We start from the raw sequence: 12,229 nt of genomic DNA, 5'->3' as shown, positions 1-12,229 counted from the left end.
GCGGAAGTTCGCTACGCGCTCGCTTCGTCGATCGGCGTCGCGCCGGGCGGTGGTGTGCCACCCCCTTTGCGAATGTACCCGGCCCTGGCACGCGCGTATTCGTCGGGCGTGGGGTCGACTTCCGTGGTGACGCCACCGGCGGCCGCGGCCTTGAACATGCGTTCCAGATAGGCGCGGCACCAGCCGCAGCCGGTTCCGGCGCCAAAGCATTCGCTCATCTGACCGGCGCGGCGCGGCTTCTCAATGCGCACGAAGTTCGCCAGCTTGCGCTTCGTGACGTGAAAGCAGAGGCAAACTTCGTCGTCGAGTTCCATAAGCCGTTTACTCGCTGGCCGTGGCCAATCGTAACGCAATGCGACACGCGCGGCGGAACTCGGCCAGGTCCAACTGCCCGGTCACCATGTGGGCGTTCAGTTGGCCGCATCCCAGCGTGACAGTGGGTATGCCGCGCGCGGTGAGCCAATTGGCATCGAGCCCACCGTTCGAGACAAAATGAAACGGCTTGCCCCCCGTCGCTGCCACGGCGGTTGCCGCGGCCGCGATCGATGGATCGCCTTCTGGCAAGCGGAACGATTCGTAGTCCTGACGGTGTTCACACGTGGCTTTGCCTGCGGCGCCGGTGACGCTGCGGACCTCGCCGGCCGCCTTCTTGAAGGCGTCGATGATCGCGTCACGAATCGCACGGCGAAAGACGGGATCATGGCTGCGTGCTTCGGCCTTGAGATCGACGCGATCGGTCACGACATTCGTCGCCGCGCCGCCATGAATGACGCCGATATTGCTCGTGCCGCGATTGTTTCCCTTGCGGACGTCCCCCAGCCAGCCGCCGCGCTGTAGTTCGGCAATCGCCAGACCGGCAATCGCGATCGCGCTGACGCCTTGTTCCGGCGCACCGCCGGCGTGGCTGGCGATACCGTCGATCGTGATTTCCAAACGATAAGCGCCAGTCGCGCCGACCGTTAGTTTTTCGGCCGATCCACCATCCCAGTTGAAAGCCAGTTTCGGCTGGCCTAGCAGCGCCAGATTCGCATGCCGCGCGCCGAACAGCCCGACCTCTTCCTGCACGGCCCACATGAAAGCCAATGGCGGATGCGGCAGTTTGCGTCGCAGTATCTCGGTGGCCGCCGTGAGGATCACGGCGCAGCCCGCCCGATCGTCGGCACCTAATCCGGTTTGCTTGACCGCGGAGTAGACTCGTTCCCCTTTGACGACCGGCTTTGCGCCGGCGCACAGCGGTACTGTGTCCATGTGGGCCATCAGCAACCGTCGCGGCCCGCGAATCGTGCCGGGAAGGCGCAACACCAGGTTACCGACCTCGCCTTTCAGCGGCGTATGGCGATGGGCCTGATCGCCGCGAATCGCCGAGGCCGGCGCACCAGCGGCGCGCAACTGATCGATGATGAACTGCCGGACCAGCCCCTCCTCGCCGCTGCGCCCGGGAATGGCCATCAGCGCCAGCACCAGTTTTTGCGCGGCGCGCGCATCAGGTTCCGCGGTCGCCGGCAGAACCGGTTTAACGATACCAGGAGTTCGACCGGTGGAACGGGATTTAGAACGCGCGGTGCTCATGAGGGAAGACCTTTGGACCTTGAGGGAGCATGCCCAGCGACGACGGACAAATCGGCTCCCGACAACATCCATCGTACCGATTGGCGAGCGTTGCGCCAGGTGGGAACACCGTGACCGCGAGAATCTATCCTCAAACTCCCCTTGACGGTGCGCTTACCGAAGTGGTATTTGGTTAATGAAATTTGGATAACCAAATAAGGATCTCTGCATGGCACGTCCGCCCGCAAAGGAATTGACCGATCGCGAGCTGCAGGTGATGCAGGTTTTCTGGCAGCACGGCGAAGCGACCGCCACCACGGCACGCGACCGGTTGGCGGCCGATGGATTGGATCTCGCTTACGTGACCGTCGCCAATTTGACGCGAACTCTGTTCGAGAAGGGCTTCCTCGAACTCACTAATGACGAGCGACCCTACGCGTACCGGGCAACCAGGTCGTTCGAAGAAGTGTCGCATAACCTCGTCGGCGACCTGCTGCGGCGCGTCTTTCAGGGCTCGCGCGAGCAGTTGCTGCTTAACGTGCTGAAGCGCCGGCGATTAACCGTCAAAGAGCGGGCGCTGCTGCGGGACATTCTCGAGGAGCAGGGCCCATGAGCACTCTTGGTTTGGCGATTCTGCTCGGGTCGATTCATGCGTCGATTGTTGCGGCAGCCACGATCGTGGCGCGATTCTGCTTTCCTCGCCGGTTGGCCGCCGGTCGCGTGACGATCGGCCTCGTCGGCCTGGTTTGCATCCTGATCGTGACGGCCCTGGCGTTTGCGCCGATTCCCGGTGTTTGGCCGGAAAGTGGTTTATCGTTGGCAAGCGATCTGTCGTCCGCTCGGCGCGCCGATAAGACGGACGTAGAAGATCGCGTGGCAATCGATGCCGAGAGAGAGGCGACACAGTCGTCCGGCGTTCCAGCCGACGCTGCCGAAACGAGCGTGCAGGTTCCCTTGGCGTGGCTGCGGCGTATTGAGCGCACGGCGACTCGATCCGTGCCATTCTCGCATCGTGCGCGTGTGGCGGCCGTCACGATCCTGGCAGGCGGTTCGGTCTTTGGTCTGCTGCGGCTGATGTTGGCCGTCCGTTTCGTGGCGCGACTGCGCCGCACGAGTTCGCTCGTTACGGACGAGTCCATAACGGTCCTGCTCCGCGAATTGGCGAATCGCTGTGGCTGCCGTCAGAAGATCGAGGTACGCGCCACGGCGCAGCAGGTCAGCGCCAGTGCGTTCGGCTGGTTGCGCCCTGTCATACTACTGCCGAGTGACTGGGTAGAGTGGTCCCAAGAAGAACTTGCCGCCGTGCTGGCCCACGAGGTGGCCCATGTTCATCGAGGTGATTACGCGCGCCGCGTGGCGACTTTTATCGGCGTGGCGATTCATTTTTATCATCCGCTGGTGAGAAGTGTGGCCAGGCGACTGGCCGCGGATCAGGAGTATGCCGCGGATCAACTCGCACGCGACCTGGTCGACGATGCGCAAGCCTACACGCGCGGCTTGGCTCGCCTGGCGCTACGGTATCACGAATCAATCATCGACGAGCGCAGCTGGTCGAACGTTTCGATCATGCCCCGTTCTTCGGACTTTCTAGCAAGGAGGCTGGAAATGCTGCGTGTTAAACAGGCCACGGCCGATGAACAAGGAGCAGGACGCGTCTCCTTGGCGGTGTCAGGCTGCGTCGTTGCCATCGCAATTGTTACGGCGTTTCTTCGTGGCGCCGCGACAGCCGACGACCGCGCTCAGTCGGCGGCGACGATCGGCAAAGCGGTTCAACCGATATCCACGGAAAACGCGGCGACGATCGCTGGTGGCGCACCTGGCACCGAGCAATCGCTATTCGAGCGCGCGGATTTTAATCCCACGGTAATCGGGCTCGGATCCTCGGGCGGATTCCTGATTCGCGTCGGCGACTTTCTTCGCCACCCCGAGGTTCAACCACATGTTGAGTCGATTAACGGCTGGCTGCGTGTCTGGCTGCGAGACCTGATTGGCGAGGCCGCTGCCACGTTCGACATTCGCGAGATCGAGTGGATCGCCGGTGACCTGATAATCAAGGCACGCCCCTCAAGAGATCCCATGCGAAATGGTGAGCTCACGTTGGGCTCGAACCGAATCGTGATTCGTACAGCGCATTTCGGCAACTGGCGACAGGTCGTGCTCGACGAAATACCGGGCACGACCTTGGAACATTTCGAGGGGAAGCCGTACGTGCAATTCCCTTCGCTTCCTGCGTTTGGGCCCGCCCCGTTGCGCATGCGTACCCCCGACCCTCGCACACTCATTTATCGCGTCGGTACGATACCTGATCCACAGGAACCCGGCGATGAGGAAAAGCTGCTGCGCAAATTCTTCGACGACACGCCGAACCCGTGCCCCTGGGCAAGTGCCTGGCGCGCGGTCGACGGCGGTCTCGTGACCGTGCTGTTCGACAACAGTGCCGTGGGATGGCCCGAATTAGCCGCGGCGCGGGAGGACCATCCAGAGCTCATCGAACCGCTCGCTCGCAAGACGAAGTTCGTGGCACTTGGGGCCGATTGGACCGACCTAGGCAATCGTACGGGAGTGCGCGTGCGCGCCACCTGCGAGGATGCCGACAGCGTGCGCGAGATCCATCTCGCCTCGATGACGCTTCTCTCGTTCTGGCCTGGGCTCGTGCTCGAAGGAGGCGACGCCATGGCTCCCTACCAAAAGCGCATTCTGCAGTTCTTTTCCAGTGTGAAGGTCCAGCCCAGTGTTGACGGCAGCGAAGCGCACTTTGTCCATGCAACGGCTGAAGTAACTTGGGATCCGCATGAATTTGCCAAGGCTCTCGGCCTCTCCAGCACATGGCTCCTGGATCCGACCGAATGATGCGCCCGGAGCCCGACCGCGGACGTGTCTTGCCAGCAAGTCAGCGCTCTCTATGCTGAGTCGCTGGCGAGTTAGAGAGTCTCGGCGTGATTGTCGTGTCGACGATCGCGCGCGCGGCCTATGTCCTGCTTTGGCATTATTCTCCATGCGATTCTTTCTGGCCGGAATCATGCAGGGGTCGCACTTAGGACCACTGTTGCACAATCAGGATTACCGCGCGCGGATCAAGAGCTTGATCGTCGAACATATTCTCGATGCCGAGGTCTACGACCCGCTGGCCGATCATGCGGACTCGCTGGAGTACGACGATCACCGCGGACGCGAGGTGTTCTTTCATCACAATCAAATGGCCGCCGAGGCCGATGTTTTACTGGCCTTCGTACCACAGGCTTCGATGGGTACGGCGATCGAGATGTGGCAAGCGTATCGCAACGGTCGCGCTGTGATTACGATCAGCCCGCTGGCGTTGAATTGGACGGTGCGATTTCTCAGTGATGAAATCTATGCGACTGTCGAAGAGTTCGAAGCGGCTCTTGGTTGCGGTGCGCTGGCCCGTCGTTTGACAGAGATTCTCGCGACACGCGCACGTAGCTAGGCTTCCGGCAACGCACCGAACGACTTCTAAAAAGCTTCGCGCCCTTAACAATTCTTTCAGGGCGAATAACGATTGTACGGGCGAGTATGCCGAATGGCTTACCACGTAATCGGGGTGTGAAAATACCTGGGTTTTCCTGGAAATTGCATCTAAGTGCATACGCAATATTGCACTCGAGCAATGTCGTGAAATACCGCGAATTTTTCAGCGCGACGCGCACGTTTTCGAACTAGGATTCGCGATAGCTGATAAGTAGCGCATGAGCACGCAGCGCTCGACACGCACACGCTGTGCTCACCTGAAATTCGATGCGCGAAACACGGCGGTTCGGGGGGCATTCAAAAATGTTGACATGCGCGGATGCCTTCATGACGTCGTCGATTTGCGCGGTCCCTGCACGGGACCTCAGTGGTGATCAAACAGGCGCGTGGTCGCGCATTCTTAGCGAATGCGGACTGCTACAGAGCCCTTATTTGCGGCCAGAATTCGTGCAGGCCCTGGCGGCTGTGCGAAATGATATCGAAGTGGCAGTCGTCGAGCACAACGGCGAGCCGGCGGCATTCTTGCCGTTTCGTCGCATGCCATGGAACGGGGCTCGCCCCGCCGGCGGATGGCTGGCGAACTTTCAGGCGCTGATCGCGCGCCCCGAGGCCGAAATCGATCCCTTGTCGATCGTGCGGGCCTGCGGTCTTCGCTCGTGGCAGTTCGATCATTTGCTGCGTCCGCACGCGGGATTAGAACCCTACGTTTGGCGCGCTTGGGAATCTCCCTACGCGGACCTGTCAGACGGTTTCGAGGGCTATTGCCGCCGCCTGCGCGTCGAGCGCAAACGCCTGACCGAATTAGAGCGGCAGCAGCGGAAGATGTCGCGCGACCTGGGCGAAGTGCGCTTCGAGTCGCACGTAGATAGCCGCAAGATTCTGTACAAGCTCTTCGAGTGGAAAGGCGCCCAGTACGACCGGACGCGCGAGCGGAATATCTTCGCTTCGCCCTGGGTCTGCGAGCTGTTGGACTTGCTGCTGGAATATCAGACCGACGAATTCGCATCGCTATTGTCGGTCTTGTACGCCGGCAACCGCATCGCCGCGATCGCCTATACGTTGCGGTCCGGTCCGAATTTGCACGGCTGGTTCACCGCGTTCGATCGTGAGTTGTATTCCTACTCGCCAGGCATGCAGCTGCTGATGGAGTTATTCAAGGCCGCCGAAGGACTGGGCATCAAGCGCGTCGATCTCGGCAAGGGTCCGGAAGGCTATAAGCGACGATTCATGACCGACGCCACGCACGTTTACGAGGGAACGGTCGACTCGAACTCATTGGTCGCGAATATTCGCCAGAGCTGGTGGCACACCAAGGATTGGGTGCGCGAGTCGCGACTGGCGTCGACCGCTCGCGCATCGGCGCGCCTGGTGCGCGGCGTGCAGGGCTGGCTGGAAATGGGCTGACGCGTGCTTCCCGAGTGCGAGCCCCGTGGCCGATGCCAGCGTCCGACCGATGGTGCCTACCCCCGACCGATTTTGCGGGTTGGGACGATCCCACGGCTCGCCGTTCTTCGCTGACCGATGGCGCAACTCGCTTCGTTTGCCGCACCTCGTGCGCCGGCCTATATATCCTACGAGCGAAGTTGCATTGCTATTACACGAGTCGCCCGCTGCACGCTTCGATAAACTGAGGGCGCGGCTGCCAGCCTGAGCCGTGGGCGCATCAAGGTCATTTCTCAAAACAAGCGAGGTATGCCATGTCCACGCCGTTTTCCGGTGGTCCCCTTCCCGCCACGGGCCACGAACTCGAGAAGCTGCGGCACGAATGGTATTGGTTCCTGCTATTGGGCATTCTGTTGATCGTCGGCGGAACGTTGGCGATCGGCTACTCGATCTTCGCCACGTTGGCTGTCGTGACCTTCTTCGGCCTGCTCTTGGTCATCGGCGGCGGCGCTCAGATCGTCAGCTCGTTTTGGGCCGGTCATTGGAGCGGGTTTCTGTTGTCGCTGTTGGCCGGCATCCTGTACGTCGTTGTCGGTGGCATGATGGTGGCCCGACCGTTTGTCGGCGCCGAAGCGTTGACGCTTTTGGTGGGGTCGTTCTTCCTGATCGGCGGCATCTTTCGTGTCGTCGCCGCGATGACATTGCGGTTGCACCACTGGGGCTGGATTCTGCTGAATGGCGTCATCACGGCGCTCCTCGGTTTGCTGGTGTTGGCCGAGTGGCCGAGTTCGGGCCTGTTCGTGATCGGCCTGTTCATCGGCATTGACATGCTGTTCAACGGTTGGATGTGGGTCATGCTCAGCCTTGGACTGCGCAGCCTGCCGGCCGGTCAAGAGAGCGTCTAAATCGCCCGCGTGCGTTCGTTCACGCCGCTGCAAAATCAAGACGGCGACTCAAGCTCCCGAATCGAGACAATGCCGCCCCCTATTTCGCTGGGGCGGCATTGTCGTTTTGTGGGAACTGCGCACGCAGAAAATCCTCGATGGCCTTGGCCACCGGGCGGATCGAAATCACACGATCCGTATCGAGCATCGTCGCCCGGGGGCAGTCGAACGCCAAGGCCACGGCCACTCGGTCTTTGCCATCGGTGAATTCGATCACGTAGCTCCAGGCAGGCGAAACATCGCACGGCGGTTCGTCCCAAGCGAAGCTGCGATCGTGGATCAGGCTGTTGCGAATGTGCGAAAACCCGTTGGCGTGACTGACGTCGCGCTCGTCAATCGCAACGAACGATTGCCCGTCGATCATGAGGGCGCTCCGCGGCGAAGCCTCGGGCGAGGCGGCCCCTTCAGTCGGGAGCGGCATCACGCGATAGGCACGCGCTTCGGGGGCACGCAGAATCAACTCCGCCGCCTGGCTCCCCCACAATGCGAGTGGCCGCTCCTGCAGACGCGCGTAATAGATCCAACTGATCACCGACGCGGCTACTGATATTCCCACGATGCCCAAGATGACCCATTTGCCCTGCACCAAAGAGGATTCGTCCGGCGGGCCATAATCGTCGGCCGTGGGCATGTCGGGAATCGTGTTCATGCAATGACGCCTTGCTCGCGCAGTTGTGAAATCCGGACATCGTCCAGAGTTAGCCACTGGCGCAACACCTCGTCGGTATGCTGTCCCAGCTCTGGCGGAGCTTGGGCCGTGCGCGGCGGCTCGCCCTGGTAATGGATCGCGCTGCCGATCACCGAGTAGCTGCGTCCCTGATCGTCGACCACAGGCAGAATCATTTCTCGCGCGGCGACCTGCGGCGTCGCGAGCGCCTCGTCCACGGCCAGCACCGAGCCGTGCGGCACGCCGATCGTCGACAGCAACTCCTGCCAATGACGCCGGGTGCGCTGCCGCACGACGGGCCGTAACAGGCCGAGCAATTCGCTTCGATGACGCACCCGATCGGCATTGGTCCGAAAACGAACGTCCTGCGCCCAATCGTCGTGCTCGATCGCCGCGCACATTTTGCGCCATTGGTCGTCGTTGCCGACGGCAATCACCAGGAATCCATCGGCCGTCTCGAACGATTCGTACGGCACGATCTGCGGATGAGCGTTGCCCCACCGCTGCGGGCGCTCGCCTGTCACGAGTGCGCTTTGCACGACGTTCACCAGGCTGGCCAGCGTGCAGTCGGCGAGCGATAAATCGAACGCGCCGCCGAGTCCGTCCCGTCCACGGCCATGCAATCCGGCCAGTGCGCTAATGACGGTGTACAGCCCCGTGAGAATGTCGCTCATGGCGACGCCGACCTTTAGTGGTGGGCCGGCGGGCTCGCCTGTGATCGACATCAAGCCAGTGCCGGCCTGCGTCACCAGGTCATAGCCGGCCACATCTGCCAGTGGGCCGGTACGACCGAAACCTGATATCGAGCAACTCACCAGCCGGGGATTTAACGTCGCCAGCCGCTCTGGCGTCAAACCGTAGCGCGACAGCGCGTCGGGCAGAAAGTTCTCGACCAGGACGTCGGCCACGCCGATCAATCGGTCGACAATCTCGCGCGCGGCCGGATGCTTCAGATCGAGCGCCAACGATCGCTTGCCGCGATTGCAGGAAAGAAAATAGGCGCTCGGTCCATCGCCCCCCAGAAAAGGAGGACCCCATTGCCGGGTATCATCGCCGCTCCCCGGTCGCTCGACTTTGACGACGTCGGCCCCCAGGTCGGCCAAGATTTGGGTCGCCACCGGTCCGGCCAAAACCCGCGACAGGTCCAGCACCTTCAGTCCGGCCAGAGGGTATCCGCTCATGGGCATAGCTTGCTGTCGTTTTTGCCACGCCGGTGCGGGAACTTGAGCTGAGAGCTTTCCGCGACTTGCGGCCTGTCGGGGCGTCCCTTGAGCCGCGCATGTCCGCCACTAGCCAGGCATAGAGTGGGAAGTATACTACTGACGCACGTCCCGGCCACTAGGGGAGCCGGGGACAGCGTCCTCGGTTTTATCGATCGATCGGCATAACTATGGCCAACGCTTTCGACCCTTATCGCGAAGCCCTGGTGGTCGAGACCAGCACGATCTGGCCCGACGAGTACGACACCTGGGAACCCGCTTTGCGCGACCAGCTTGCTGAGAAGCTTCATGCGGCGCCGCAAGCGGCCGCCGAAATGGACTACCTCCGCATGCATACGGGCTTCTGCCGCCAGATCACGGTTACGCCCGCCGACGTCGACCGGGTGAAGTAAGCCGGGCGGCAAACCCCCACTGCGGGGATGACCGCGACTTCCTTGCGCAAACCACTGGGCAGCGCCGTGCGCTCTTTCTACAGTGGTACAGTACGCCGGCTCTAGGGGGATTCTTGCGGGGGGCCATGGCGGCAAGGCACAGCGGGCGTCCTTTATCACGGAACATGAGCGTGAGTCAGGCGACAACCATTGTCGAAGTCGCGCTTGCCGAGCGCGGCTACACGATCGAAATCGGCACCGGCAACCTGGTCGAGGCGGGACGCTTTCTCGATGACCGCGGTGGTGCCTCGCATATCGCGCTAGTAACCGACGACAACGTCGTCGAACGTCACGCTCGGCGGGTGGCCGAGAGCCTGGCCCAGCACGCCGACGTCGATATTTTGTCGATCGAGCCGGGCGAGACCGCCAAGTGCGTCGAAACGGCGGACGTGTTGTGGCAAAAACTACTCGAAATCGGCGCCGATCGCCGCACGGTAGTTGTCGCCGTCGGGGGCGGGGTCGTCGGAGACCTTGCCGGTTTCATCGCCGCCACGTTCGCCCGCGGCCTGGCGTTTCTGCAAATGCCCACCACTCTGTTGGCGCAGGTGGACAGCTCGGTAGGGGGCAAGGTCGGCATCAATTTGCCAGGCGCCAAGAACATGGTCGGCGCCTTTTGGCAACCGCGCGGCGTGCTGATCGACACCGCGGTATTAGCGACATTGCCCGAGCGCGAATATCGGGCGGGTCTGGCCGAAGTCGTGAAATATGGCGTCATCCTGGACGAAGAATTCTTTCGTTACCTGGAAGAGCATGTCGCCGAGCTGCGCGCCCGGCAGGATAACGTGCTGCGGCATGTCGTGGCGCGAAGCTGCCAGTTGAAGGCCGACGTCGTCTCGAAGGACGAGCGCGAAGAGACCGGTCTGCGGGCCGTGCTGAATTACGGCCATACGTTTTGTCACGCATTCGAGACATTGACCGGTTACGGCCAGCTTCTGCATGGCGAGGCCGTGTCGATTGGTATGACGTGCGCCGCCCGGCTGGCTGAAAGGCTAAAACGCGTGGATAGCGAGTTCGTCCGCCGGCAGCATGACTTGCTGCTGCAACTGGGATTGCCGACCGCGACGCCACATCTGGAGTCGCGGGAAGTTCTGGCCGTCATGGCGCGGGACAAGAAAGCAGCCAGCGGCAAGCTGCGATTCGTTCTTCCCACGCGCATGGGTCACGTGGAACTCGTGGGTGGCATTCCCGAACTGGATGTCCGCGCGGCGCTCGAATCGTCGTAGATTCGGCCGACACACGCATTCGCAAACCCCCGTCGCGCCCTGCTTTCGACGCCTCGATCGTGAGGTTACGCTATTTGTGCCGGCCGTTGATTCGGTGCCGGCATCAGCAATAGCCTGCAACGACTTCGGGGGCACCTGAATCTTGAGCGAAGCAGTCGAGCGCGCGAGCGACTTAATCACGTCGCAGGGGGCTGAGGCCGATTTGATCTCGGCCCTGCGATTGGCCATGGTGCCCGGCGTCGGACCGAGGCTGACGATGGCCCTGCTGGCTCGTTTCGGCTCGGCCGCGGCGGTCTTGGCAGCAGCGCCGAGTGACCTGCGCGAGGTGCCAGGCGTGGGCACGAAAGTCAGCCAGGCGATCGCACGGGCTCCGGCGCGTGACGCCGTCGAACGTGAAATCGAACAATGCCGGCAGGCGGGTATTTCGGTGCTGACGCCGCAATCGGCCGGCTACCCACGCCTGCTGCGCGAGATTCACGATCCCCCTCCGATCATTTTTGGGCGTGGCATGATCGAGGCGCGCGATTCGTTGGCGATTGCCATCGTCGGTTCTCGGCATGCTACGCAATACGGCATCGCGCAGGCCGAGCGGCTGGCCGGCAGCCTGGCGCGCGCGGGACTGACGATCGTCAGCGGGCTGGCACGCGGCGTCGATGCCGCGGCGCATCGCGGCGCGCTGGCCGCCGGAGGACGAACGATTGCCGTGCTCGGCAGCGGGCTTTCGAACATCTATCCGCCCGAGCATGTGTCGCTAGCGGACGAAGTCGCCGCCGCCGGATGTTTGCTGAGCGAAGCTCCTCCGCGAACTCAGCCCACGAGCGGCGCGTTCCCGCAACGCAATCGACTGATCAGCGGCATGTCGCTGGGCGTCATCGTCGTCGAGGCGTCGATTCAGTCCGGCGCCCTGATCACGGCCCGGCATGCCACGGAACAGGGGCGCGACATTTTCGCCGTGCCGGGGCGCGTCGACAGCCGCGTATCGCACGGTTGCCATCGGCTGATTCGCGACGGTGCGAAGCTTGTCGAAACGGCCGACGACGTGCTGGAAGAACTCGGTCCGCTGGTCGAAGCCACATCGGATGCCGCCGGAAAAAGCGTGCATCATCCGGCGGAGCTTTTGCTCAACGACCTGGAGCGCCAAGTGCTGGACGCCGTTACGGCCGAACCGACGACGATCGACCAGGTGGTCGCCACCAGCGCGCTCCCTACGCCACAAGTGCTGGCGACGCTGAGCGTCCTGGAAATGCGCCGCCTCGTGCGCCGGCTGGGCGGCAATCGCGTGTCGCGGGTCTAGCGACGTTACTTCGCCTCGGCTCGAAGTTCCACG

General features: G+C 62.4%; 12 protein-coding genes. 8 read left to right on the top strand and 4 right to left on the bottom strand.

The window, feature by feature from the left end; translation table 11 throughout:
* Positions 1-11: 11 nt before the first annotated feature.
* The gene (locus tag VGN12_24270; protein ID HEY4312587.1) at positions 12-314 is read right to left on the bottom strand and encodes a (2Fe-2S)-binding protein; all 303 of its coding nucleotides are present in this window, start codon (positions 312-314) and stop codon (positions 12-14) included.
* Between the two features lie 7 nt (positions 315-321).
* A complete protein-coding gene (locus VGN12_24265; GenBank protein HEY4312586.1) occupies positions 322-1,569 on the bottom strand; it encodes a M20/M25/M40 family metallo-hydrolase in 1,248 nt (415 codons plus the stop codon).
* A 208-nt stretch (positions 1,570-1,777) separates the two neighbouring features.
* Between VGN12_24265 and VGN12_24260 the strand changes: the two genes are divergently transcribed.
* From VGN12_24260 to VGN12_24240, 5 genes are all read left to right on the top strand, one after another.
* A complete protein-coding gene (locus tag VGN12_24260; protein ID HEY4312585.1) occupies positions 1,778-2,161 on the top strand; it encodes a BlaI/MecI/CopY family transcriptional regulator in 384 nt (127 codons plus the stop codon).
* Positions 2,158-4,398 (top strand): M56 family metallopeptidase, encoded by a 2,241-nt coding sequence (locus VGN12_24255; GenBank protein HEY4312584.1) that lies wholly within the window; start codon positions 2,158-2,160, stop codon positions 4,396-4,398. The genes VGN12_24260 and VGN12_24255 overlap by 4 nt, the downstream gene beginning before the upstream one ends.
* A 145-nt stretch (positions 4,399-4,543) precedes the next feature.
* Positions 4,544-4,993 (top strand): hypothetical protein, encoded by a 450-nt coding sequence (locus VGN12_24250; GenBank protein HEY4312583.1) that lies wholly within the window; start codon positions 4,544-4,546, stop codon positions 4,991-4,993.
* Positions 4,994-5,361: 368 nt separating this feature from the next.
* Positions 5,362-6,438: a GNAT family N-acetyltransferase gene (locus VGN12_24245; protein ID HEY4312582.1), complete on the top strand. Its 1,077-nt coding sequence runs from the start codon at positions 5,362-5,364 to the stop codon at positions 6,436-6,438.
* Positions 6,439-6,731: 293 nt separating this feature from the next.
* Positions 6,732-7,322, top strand: coding sequence for an HdeD family acid-resistance protein (locus tag VGN12_24240; GenBank protein ID HEY4312581.1), 591 nt, complete (start codon positions 6,732-6,734; stop codon positions 7,320-7,322).
* A gap of 79 nt (positions 7,323-7,401) precedes the next feature.
* Here the strand turns inward: VGN12_24240 and VGN12_24235 are convergent, their stop codons facing one another.
* On the bottom strand, positions 7,402-8,010 hold the full coding sequence (locus VGN12_24235; protein HEY4312580.1) for a hypothetical protein: 609 nt from the start codon (positions 8,008-8,010) through the stop codon (positions 7,402-7,404).
* Positions 8,007-9,209, bottom strand: a complete 1,203-nt coding sequence (locus VGN12_24230; GenBank protein HEY4312579.1) for a CaiB/BaiF CoA-transferase family protein — start codon at positions 9,207-9,209, stop codon at positions 8,007-8,009. Before VGN12_24230 ends, VGN12_24235 begins: the two co-directional genes overlap by 4 nt.
* Positions 9,210-9,418: 209 nt before the next feature.
* Between VGN12_24230 and VGN12_24225 the strand changes: the two genes are divergently transcribed.
* The 3 genes from VGN12_24225 (at position 9,419) to dprA (ending at position 12,196) form a co-directional block, all read left to right on the top strand.
* Entirely contained in the window at positions 9,419-9,640 is a 222-nt protein-coding gene (locus VGN12_24225; GenBank protein ID HEY4312578.1) for a hypothetical protein, read from the top strand.
* Between the two features lie 164 nt (positions 9,641-9,804).
* On the top strand, positions 9,805-10,902 hold the full coding sequence (gene aroB / locus VGN12_24220; GenBank protein ID HEY4312577.1) for a 3-dehydroquinate synthase: 1,098 nt from the start codon (positions 9,805-9,807) through the stop codon (positions 10,900-10,902).
* Positions 10,903-11,044: 142 nt separating this feature from the next.
* Positions 11,045-12,196: a DNA-processing protein DprA gene (gene dprA, locus VGN12_24215; GenBank protein HEY4312576.1), complete on the top strand. Its 1,152-nt coding sequence runs from the start codon at positions 11,045-11,047 to the stop codon at positions 12,194-12,196.
* Positions 12,197-12,229: the final 33 nt, after the last annotated feature.

This window comes from Pirellulales bacterium, from assembly GCA_036499395.1.
Classification (GTDB): domain Bacteria; phylum Planctomycetota; class Planctomycetia; order Pirellulales; family JACPPG01; genus JACPPG01.
The sequence above is the reverse complement of the archived record's forward strand: the minus strand, read 5'-3'. Positions and strand labels throughout refer to the sequence as shown.

Bases quoted from the DNA above. Each gene is read 5' to 3' on its own strand.
- aroB (HEY4312577.1), top strand. From the start codon at position 9,805: ATGAGCGTGAGTCAGGCGACAACCATTGTCGAAGTCGCGCTTGCCGAG.
- VGN12_24240 (HEY4312581.1), top strand. From the start codon at position 6,732: ATGTCCACGCCGTTTTCCGGTGGTCCCCTTCCCGCCACGGGCCACGAA.
- VGN12_24235 (HEY4312580.1), bottom strand. From the start codon at position 8,010: ATGAACACGATTCCCGACATGCCCACGGCCGACGATTATGGCCCGCCG.
- VGN12_24270 (HEY4312587.1), bottom strand. From the start codon at position 314: ATGGAACTCGACGACGAAGTTTGCCTCTGCTTTCACGTCACGAAGCGC.
- VGN12_24230 (HEY4312579.1), bottom strand. From the start codon at position 9,209: ATGAGCGGATACCCTCTGGCCGGACTGAAGGTGCTGGACCTGTCGCGG.
- VGN12_24260 (HEY4312585.1), top strand. From the start codon at position 1,778: ATGGCACGTCCGCCCGCAAAGGAATTGACCGATCGCGAGCTGCAGGTG.
- VGN12_24255 (HEY4312584.1), top strand. From the start codon at position 2,158: ATGAGCACTCTTGGTTTGGCGATTCTGCTCGGGTCGATTCATGCGTCG.
- VGN12_24245 (HEY4312582.1), top strand. From the start codon at position 5,362: ATGACGTCGTCGATTTGCGCGGTCCCTGCACGGGACCTCAGTGGTGAT.
- VGN12_24265 (HEY4312586.1), bottom strand. From the start codon at position 1,569: ATGAGCACCGCGCGTTCTAAATCCCGTTCCACCGGTCGAACTCCTGGT.
- VGN12_24250 (HEY4312583.1), top strand. From the start codon at position 4,544: ATGCGATTCTTTCTGGCCGGAATCATGCAGGGGTCGCACTTAGGACCA.
- VGN12_24225 (HEY4312578.1), top strand. From the start codon at position 9,419: ATGGCCAACGCTTTCGACCCTTATCGCGAAGCCCTGGTGGTCGAGACC.